The following is an 8,975-nucleotide window of genomic DNA, read 5'->3' on the forward strand; positions in this document are numbered from 1 at the left end:
TAATGAATGTTATAATAAAAGCAATTATAAGTGAAGGTTGTGATGATCATGAGTTTACTTCAAAATACCCCTTTACTCGTCGCCCTTTTTGCTGTTCTCTTTGCACAGTTTGTAAAAATCCCTATTCATTTTTTAATGACTCGAAAGATTAATTGGGGATTATTTACTTCCACCGGAGGAATGCCTAGCTCCCACTCCGCTTCCGTAACAGGACTAACAACCTCTATTGCCTATGAAACAGGATTAGATTCCCCAATTTTCGCCGTAGCCGCTATGTTTTCATTTATCGTCATGTATGATGCGAGTGGAGTACGTTTTCAGGCAGGTCAACATGCAGCTGTATTAAATCAACTGCGTAAGGACTTTGAAACATTGCTTCATGATTTAAAAAAATGGCCGCAAATGGATGGGCGAGAGAAAATGGAAGAGCTAAAAACATTGCTAGGTCACAAACGGAGCGAGGTATTTTTTGGAGCATTAACTGGAATTTTTATCGCCATCATCACATACCAGTTTATTTTGTGAAAATAGACACATCCTCCTGTCGAGGCTGTGTTTTTTTGTTTATCGGAACATTTTTGTGATTTATCGGAAACATTTGTGATTTTATCGGAAACTTTTCTAGATTTATCGGAAAAATTCAATAAAAAAATCAGTATTCTTCTTTTTATTGAAAGAAGAATACTGAAAGAAGTTAAAACATTCGATAACCACTTTTACGTAAATAAATCATGACAATTCCCGCAACAATTGAACCGGCAAAGCCACCAGATAAGATGGTCACATCCACAAGGTGCAATGCTTGTAACTTATCTAAAAGTGCTGGAAATGCAGAACCTGGCTTGAAAATATAATCTAAAAAGCTTACATCATCGACAATAAAGATAACAACAATTGGATACACGATTGCCATTAACCATGTCATTCGCAGAAGCATATTCAATAAAAATCCAATACCAAAGAACATGACGAAAAATAACAAAATCGAAATGATTAACTGTACTAATGAAACTGGACCATCCATGTATGTATAACCTCCGTTTTCCTCTCATTAGTTTACATGATTACTACAACGCTTTCAATGAACATATCCTTGATTTCGCTTGTTCGTCATATTTAGGGATCTTCACCATAACGTGTGGTTGATTTCCGTTCCGACTGGGCGCTTTGCCGCTGACGCTTCGCTTTCGCACAGATAAAACATTTGTTGCTGCCGCTTCGCTTTCGCGCAGAGCAAAGCTTCCTGGGGGCGTCGGGCCAGCACGAGGTTGGTCAAGGCGTTATCACAGGATGTAATGGTTTTAGCTTTGTTCCCCTACCTGCTGCGCTGCAGGTTCTCATCTGTAACACTGATCCCCAAGGAGTCGCCCAGTCTCCACTTATATGTGGCAATGTCATCCATAACTCTTGGTGATTAGCCAATAAAAAACTATTGAAAACTAGTATACAACTAATTTTCAATAGTTTCTTGCTTTTCATTATGAAGCTGTTTGAGATAATAAAAACTTTGGTGACTTCCAAAGCTCTGCCCATTTTTTAATGGCAGCAATAACAATGATAAAGCCTAAAACTAACATAATGACTGACAATACACCATTTAACATATTGTAACCTGCAGCCGCTGTATTCCAATACACATTTTTAATCATCCAATAGCCTGCTACATTTACAGTGACATATAAATAGGCCAATGGGATAAAACATGTTAAAGCATAGATTCGCTTATCTGCAACTTTTAAGACTATTGTTACACCACATACTAAACCGATTGTCGCCATCAACTGATTCGAAACGCCGAATAATACCCAAATCGAACTAATATCTCCTGAATACAATAAATAGCCCCACATAAAGCATGCAAGTGCACTTGCAAAGATTGTACCCGGAAGCCAATTTGTACGTTTCAGCGGCTTGTAAACATTGCCGCCAAAATCTTGAATTAAATAGCGCGCAACACGTGTCCCAGCATCAATAGCCGTTAAAATAAAGACCGCTTCAAACATGATCACGAATTGATAGAAATAAGAAGACAGTTCAGCAAACCAAGGAATCCCCGTGAAAATATCAGTCATCCCAACTGCAAGAGTAACAGCTCCTCCTGTACGTCCTTCTAAATCCATCCCAATACTTTCAGCTAATGCATGTAAATGAACCGGCTCCATTCCTAATGTAGCAAAGACTGCTGGAGCTGAATTAATCGCAAAATAATCTGCAGGATGAAGGGCTGTTGCTGCAATTAAAGCCATTACACCTACTAAAGATTCTACGAGCATGGCACCAAAACCAACGATGCGAATATCTTCCCAGCGATCAATCATTTTCGGCGTTGTCCCAGAGCCTACGAAAGCATGGAAGCCAGAAATAGCCCCACAGGCAATTGTGATAGAGACGAATGGCCATACTGGACCAGCAATGACTGGACCTCCACCATGAATAAACTCTGTAATTGGCGGGAATTGAATAACTGGGTTAACGAAAAAGACCCCGATGATTAACGCAATAAATACGCCAATTTTCATGAAACTACTTAAATAATCACGCGGCGCTAATAAGAGCCAAACAGGTAATGCCGCCGCAAAGAATGCATAGATCGGTAGAATAATAGCTAAAGTATCACGATCAAACGTTAAAAAATCACCAAATGCTGTTCCTTGAATCATCGGTCCAATAAATACACCGATCATCAACAAAATAAAACCAACTGTCGATGTAACAATTAAATTTCCTGTTTTACGATAAGCAATACCAACAAGCATCGCTATTGGAATCGTAATCCCTACCGCAAAAGTCCCCCATGGATTTCGCTCCAACGCACCAAGGACAACCATCGATAGCCCGGCCATTGTAATTGTAATAATGAAAAGCATGGCAAGGCCTGTACAGAATCCTGCAACAGGGCCTAATTCCTTTTTCATTACCTCTGATAACGACTTCCCACCATGACGCATAGAAGCGAATAACACTACAGCATCGTGTACTGCACCACCGATTACCGCGCCAATTAACAGCCAAAGGAGCCCTGGCAAATAGCCAAATTGTGCAGCTAAAATAGGTCCGACTAACGGTCCAGCTGCTGCAATCGCTGCAAAATGATGCCCAAATGTCACCCATTTATTCGTCGGAACATAGTCTTTACCATCCTCCATAGCGTGCGCTGGGGTGGGTGTATCATCTTTTATCTTAAGTACCTTCTTTGTGAAAAATATGCCATACAAACGATAGCTAATCATCAGTACACAAATGGAACCTATTACAATTGTAATAGCATTCATGTTATCACTCCTTTTACGTTTTCCACATCATAGCAAATGAATTAAACGATTATTCGTAAAATTCACCAAAATGTCAGAATTTTAAGTTGAAAGGGTGTTTTCTACTGTTGAAATGCAGTTATTTTGATAGCTGAAAGATCTTGCGCACATCCTTCATATAAAGCCTGCTGACAGGTATCGAATGTCTATTATGCAAAATCAAATTGTATTTAGAGCTACTCCAAGGCTCCAGCTCTACAATATGTTCTAAATTGACGATAAATGCCCGATGGACACGCACAAAACCTTTTAAAGTGAGCTTTTTCTCCAAAACGGCTAACGACTCTGAAGCAAAATATCTCCCTTTCTCAGTGACAACAATCGTCTTACTATCTTCAGATGTACAATATAAAATTTCCTGTATTTTTATAAGTAAAATTCGATCATTCACATAAACTGTTAATTTATCAAGCTTGTCCAATTGTAAATGCTTTAATTTTTCCATCGTTTTAGTCTGTGTTGCTCTTCTTTTGGCCACTAGTTTTTCAACTGCACGTTGCACACGCTCTTGCTCAAACGGTTTCAAAATATAATCAAAAGCGTTCACTTCGAATGCCTGTAGTGCATACTCATCATAAGCAGTAGCAAAAATAATTTCAGATTTAAGTATGCTTTGTTGTAGCTGTTTTGCCAATTCAAGGCCATTATTTACGCCTAGCTGAATATCTAAAAACACACAATCGATCTGCTCAAACTGTGGATCCAGCAGTATTTCCTCCAAATCCTCTGATTCACCGATGATCTGAACTAACTTTGTTTGCTCCAATAAATATCGCAATTCAGCCCTTGCTAACGGTTCATCATCTACAATATAGACATTTAACATTTCTCTACTCCCATCTTGTGGCTTTTAACGGTAGCTGGATCATAATTGTCGTACCAACATCCAATGTACTTGAAATGTGAAAATCTGCCTCAGTTCCATAAATTTCATGAATACGCTGATAAATATTCCATAAAGCGGTCCCCGTTCCTTGCTCGGATTGCATGATCGTTTTGCCAAGCTGCTTAACCTGCTCTTTTCTCATCCCACAGCCATTATCCTCTGTTGACAGCAACAGCTTATTATTAATTCGTTGTACCTTAACGTCAATTTTTCCTTCCTTACGATTTTTAAAGGCATGATAAACGGCATTTTCAACAAGTGGCTGTAAGGTAAATGGGGGGATTTGTACGTCAAAAAGTGATTCATCCAAGTGAAATTGCACATCATAGCGATTTGGAAACCTTGTTTGTTCAATCGACAAATAAGCCTCCACATGGTCAATTTCATTTTTTAACGGAATCAGCATTTGACGAGCGCCCTGCAAATTACTCCTGAAAAATGTACTAAGCTTTATCAATAATGCTCTAGCCCCATCAGCATCCGTTCGGATCAAACTTGAAATAGTATTGAGACTATTAAAAAAGAAATGAGGATGTACCTGTGCTTGTAGCGCTTTAATTTCGGCATCCTTTAATAGCTTTCTTTGCTGCTCAATTTCAGCATATTCAAGCTGCGAAGAAAATAGTCGACTGAGGCCCTCAGCAAGTTCCTTTTTAGCCCCTGTTAACGAAGAAACATTAATAAAATATAGCTTTAAGGTACCAACCGTTTTATGCTGTACTTTTAATGGTAAGACAATCGCAGCACTTAACGGACAATCTTCATGTGGACAATTGATTTCTTTTGCGGACGTCGCTGTAATAATGCGCCCTTCTACTAATACGCGCTTCGTTAAAGCCGTCATTATTTCTTGATGAATGACGTGATGATCCTCTCCTACTCCTACATGTGCTAAAATCCCATTTGTATCAGTAATCGCGACTGCATCAACCTTAATCTCTCTTTTAATAATCTCCGCAACCGTTTGGCACGATTCTTCACTTAACCCTTTACGAAAATGGTCTATTGTTTGTTGAGCAATAGAAAAGGCTTGGTGTGTTTGTAATGCTTTTGTACGCTCTTCCTCATCAATAAAAGTTTTAATAATAATGAAAAATATCAAAATCCCAAGGGCATTCATAAAAATCATCGGTAGCGCAATTAAAGAAACTAATGGCAAAGCTTGTTCAAAAGGCTTTGCCATTAGTAAAATAACAATCATTTGTAAAGTCTCTGCACAAATTCCGATGATAACAGCCTTTTTATAGGAGAAGGTTTGACGTATTTTTAATTGCTTACTTAAACCACCTGTAATGAATCCTGCTAGTATTGTTGAAACACCACAGGCAACCGCTGTAAAACCGCCAAGGGTAATACGATGAATCCCTGCAATAATCCCTACGCAAACACCTACAAGTGGCCCACCGAAGATCCCGGCAATTGCTACGCCAATTAGCCTCGTATTCGCAATTGCCTCCTCTGCATTTATAGTGCTATGTATCATTTGATTTAAAGGATGAATGGACCCACTTTCAATTTTAATCCCTGTATAGCTGCTAACTATACTTAAAGCACTAAAAATAATAATAAGCCAAACTTTTTCCTTAACCCCTTGATCCTGAAAGAGCACTCCCCGAAAGAGGCGCCATCTTGACATTAAAAAGGCAAACACAATGATTAGCCCTACTCGCTCTAACATAAACAAAAATAGCTCCATCATAGGTCCCCTCCTCTGTCATTTTATTTTTTAAAGAACAATTTATAAGAGGAATAACCAAAGACATCTCCTGGATTAATCCCTTCAATCCCCTCTAATTGGTGCTTTTCAAATTGGTTGGATGCCATTTCCTTTAACATCACAGATGTCATCTCATCTTGAGCTAGCTCTTTTGGATACATCCATTTCGCTTCTAATAATTCTTTTTCCTGAATACAAATCTGCTGTTGCTCATCTTTCATCCGACAATAAAATATCGCCATATTATCACTAATGTCACCACGAATCACACCCGTTCGAAAACCAATTAAGCCTGATACATAGCAATCAATGCCCGTTTCTTCTTTTAATTCACGAACAACAGCCTCATCTACTGTTTCACCAGCATTGACAAAACCAGCCGGCAATGACCATCTTCCCTTTAATCCGCTATATGCCTTTTTGACAACTAGCCATTGTCCTAACTCATTTACAGTTACCCCTGCAACACCTAACCAAACTTTTCCTCTATCTTTTTTCATCATCTTCACCTCTATATCACTATTATAACGGCTTTTCCGTATATAGAAGTATTAATTCAGAATTTTATGGTTACTTCTCACTCTCAAACATAAAATATGCATGTACTCCAATTTTGTAAATATGTTACACTGGTTAAAATATAGAATATTCACTCTATTTAGAGGAGGAAGTTTTATGTTAAACGAATTATCACCTAATGGGAAGCTTTTTATTTTTGCGATAGCGTTGCTTTTACTATCACCCATCATTGTTTTCATGTTGCCATTTACGATTTCCCAAACTTTTTATTTTAGTAGCGATAATATCGTGCTGATCACTCCAATAAGCAATTTCACTATGCTTTTCCTAGCAATTACACTAATTATTTTAACGTTGATCATACTTGGTTTCAAAAGAAATAAATACACCTATTTGATTACGATTATAACAATCGTGAGCGGTCTGATTTTAGGCTATTTTTCTGTTTTAGGTTATATCGCTATACAGAATACACAAATTGTTTTCAAAGAATATCTCCATAAAACTACATATGAATGGCAGAATATTAAGGAAGTCATTTATGAGTATGAAACAGGTACAGTAGGCACTTATTATTTCCAAACGAAAAATAACGAAAAGTTTGTCATTGAAGAAAACGGACAATTTGGTTTTGGTCCAGAGGAGAAAAGTGCTATTTACAATTTAACAAATGAAAATGGCGCTATATTTATAGAACGTGAGAAGGTAAAGTAACGATTATCAATTATGCCCCGGCATAATTGCGTCCGGAATCGGCTTTGTGCTTAGGCCTGCAGATGTTTTTTGCGCGAAAGCGTAGCGGCAGCAGCACCGATGCAGGTCAGTTAGCCGTTATCGCATGGATGCGATGATTTTAGGCTAACATCCTATATCGAACTTCTTACCGATTCCGTGACATCCGCCGGAGGCTTTAACTTCTTTCAGCAATTATTTTCTGTAGCGAAAGCGAAGCGTCAACTACAGGTGTCTTTTGCTGAAAGAAGTTAAAAAAAGCCACTTTCGAGTAGAACGAAAGTGGCTTAAGACAGTACCCTACCTTTTCATGTTATTAGCTGTGTTCCAAACATTTTCCATACCTAAACAACGACTACTTACGCTTCCAGCTGCTCCATATCCCAATTAAGCTTTAATATATTTTTTAATCGGATGACCTGATCTTCTCCAATTGTATTGACCAGTTGTTTTTCTATTTCTGCTTTACAATATTGATTTTTTTCAAAGCAATCTTCACCCAATTCAGTCATACAAATAGCTTTATGTTTTTTACTATGTTCGACACTCGTAACTGTCACCAACCCTTTAACTTCCAAACTCTTTATTATTTTATGGGTTGCTTGTCTTGAAAATTTAACATTTTTAGCTACATCTGAAATCGTAAGTTGTTTCTTATAAATTATACCCAAAATATACCATTCTGAATTTGATATATAAATATCGTTATGCTTATTCCACTTCTCTTCAGTAAGTCTTCGAAGTAGTTCGTGACGTTCGCTCAACAAATCAATGACATCTCGATTCTGCAATTCGTCCTTCAACTAGTTCACCTTCATTTCCTATTTTTCGTTATTAATATACAAAAAACAGCAGCAATCGTCAACTAAGTTGACAAAAACCTTTTAATTGCTTACAATAAATTTAGTCAACTAAGTTGACAATATAGTTTGTTGGAGGGAATATACATGTACAATGTTGGCGATGTAGTCATTTATTCATCACATGGACTTTGTTCTATTGAAGATATTTGTGAACAAACCTTTAACGACATTACAAAAACATATTACGTTTTACAACCACTAAATGAACCACAATTAGTCATTCGTACCCCTATTGACAATTCCAAAAAACAGCTTAGAGACATTATTCAAAAAGAAGAAGCACTCAATATTTTACATTCATTCACATCACCTGGCGTGGAATGGATTGAACAAAACACTCATCGCTCGAGAGTTCATCTAGAAATATTTAAATCCGGTAATCGCCAAAAACAAGCAAACCTTTTAAACACATTGTTACGAAAAAAGATTGAATATAGTGCTAGCGAAAAAAAATTCCCTAACCAAGAAGAGAAATTACTGCAATCTTTACAAGAGAACATTTTTTCAGAGTTCTCCATAGCTCTTAATAAATCATCCGATGAAATTTATGAATATGTATTAACACAGCTTCACTAGCGGTGAATTATTGGTACATTAATAAGGCCACGATTAGAAATATCGTGGCCTTATTTTTTATTTAAAAAGAAATATAAAAAGGTTCTGCTCCATTGTTTAAGCAATATAATAATTCGTGTTTAAAATCTTCATTTTCTATTAATAACAAAGCCTCCTCCACATCAAAAAAACCGACCTCTAAACTTTCACAACTCGTTTGTAATTGACCACCAATAGGAGTTCCTAACCACCACATATTACAAACACTATTTTTTGTTTCTTCTGACTACTCCCACAGCTAAAGCAGTGGGGTTCTTATGTACTTAAGAGAAGCGTTACAAAGCTCTCCACAGATGGTGTTGCCATGTCCTGTGTACAACATCTTTGATTTA

General features: G+C 37.4%; 10 protein-coding genes. 3 read left to right on the top strand and 7 right to left on the bottom strand.

Annotation, left to right across the window (positions count from 1 at the left end; genetic code table 11):
• Positions 1-42: 42 nt before the first annotated feature.
• Complete coding sequence (locus ACFXN8_RS15420; protein WP_386846274.1) at positions 43-525, top strand: divergent PAP2 family protein; 483 nt, start codon at positions 43-45, stop codon at positions 523-525.
• A 169-nt stretch (positions 526-694) separates the two neighbouring features.
• Here ACFXN8_RS15420 and ACFXN8_RS15425 read toward each other — a convergent pair whose 3' ends face one another.
• The 5 genes from ACFXN8_RS15425 to ACFXN8_RS15445 all read right to left on the bottom strand — a co-directional run bounded on the left by ACFXN8_RS15425 (position 695) and on the right by ACFXN8_RS15445 (position 6,414).
• Positions 695-1,024, bottom strand: a complete 330-nt coding sequence (locus ACFXN8_RS15425) for a YuiB family protein (protein ID WP_376074895.1) — start codon at positions 1,022-1,024, stop codon at positions 695-697.
• A 454-nt stretch (positions 1,025-1,478) separates the two neighbouring features.
• Entirely contained in the window at positions 1,479-3,272 is a 1,794-nt protein-coding gene (gene cstA / locus ACFXN8_RS15430; protein ID WP_376074896.1) for a carbon starvation protein CstA, read from the bottom strand.
• A 118-nt stretch (positions 3,273-3,390) separates the two neighbouring features.
• Complete coding sequence (locus tag ACFXN8_RS15435; RefSeq protein ID WP_376074897.1) at positions 3,391-4,137, bottom strand: LytR/AlgR family response regulator transcription factor; 747 nt, start codon at positions 4,135-4,137, stop codon at positions 3,391-3,393.
• Between the two features lie 4 nt (positions 4,138-4,141).
• A complete protein-coding gene (locus ACFXN8_RS15440) occupies positions 4,142-5,893 on the bottom strand; it encodes a LytS/YhcK type 5TM receptor domain-containing protein (protein ID WP_386846284.1) in 1,752 nt (583 codons plus the stop codon).
• Between the two features lie 23 nt (positions 5,894-5,916).
• A complete protein-coding gene (locus tag ACFXN8_RS15445; RefSeq protein WP_386846286.1) occupies positions 5,917-6,414 on the bottom strand; it encodes an NUDIX hydrolase in 498 nt (165 codons plus the stop codon).
• Positions 6,415-6,589: 175 nt separating this feature from the next.
• Between ACFXN8_RS15445 and ACFXN8_RS15450 the strand changes: the two genes are divergently transcribed.
• Entirely contained in the window at positions 6,590-7,147 is a 558-nt protein-coding gene (locus ACFXN8_RS15450) for a hypothetical protein (RefSeq protein ID WP_386846278.1), read from the top strand.
• Positions 7,148-7,524: 377 nt separating this feature from the next.
• On the opposite strand, the gene ACFXN8_RS15455 is transcribed toward ACFXN8_RS15450, so the two are convergent.
• Positions 7,525-7,968 (bottom strand): MarR family winged helix-turn-helix transcriptional regulator, encoded by a 444-nt coding sequence (locus ACFXN8_RS15455; RefSeq protein ID WP_386846280.1) that lies wholly within the window; start codon positions 7,966-7,968, stop codon positions 7,525-7,527.
• Between the two features lie 144 nt (positions 7,969-8,112).
• On the opposite strand from ACFXN8_RS15455, the gene ACFXN8_RS15460 reads away from it, so the two are divergent.
• A complete protein-coding gene (locus ACFXN8_RS15460; RefSeq protein ID WP_376074901.1) occupies positions 8,113-8,604 on the top strand; it encodes a CarD family transcriptional regulator in 492 nt (163 codons plus the stop codon).
• Between the two features lie 61 nt (positions 8,605-8,665).
• Here ACFXN8_RS15460 and ACFXN8_RS15465 read toward each other — a convergent pair whose 3' ends face one another.
• Positions 8,666-8,839: a hypothetical protein gene (locus ACFXN8_RS15465; protein ID WP_386846282.1), complete on the bottom strand. Its 174-nt coding sequence runs from the start codon at positions 8,837-8,839 to the stop codon at positions 8,666-8,668.
• Between the last annotated feature and the right edge of the window lie 136 nt (positions 8,840-8,975).

Source organism: Lysinibacillus sp. NPDC059133 (genome assembly GCF_042755925.1).
GTDB lineage: Bacteria > Bacillota > Bacilli > Bacillales_A > Planococcaceae > Lysinibacillus.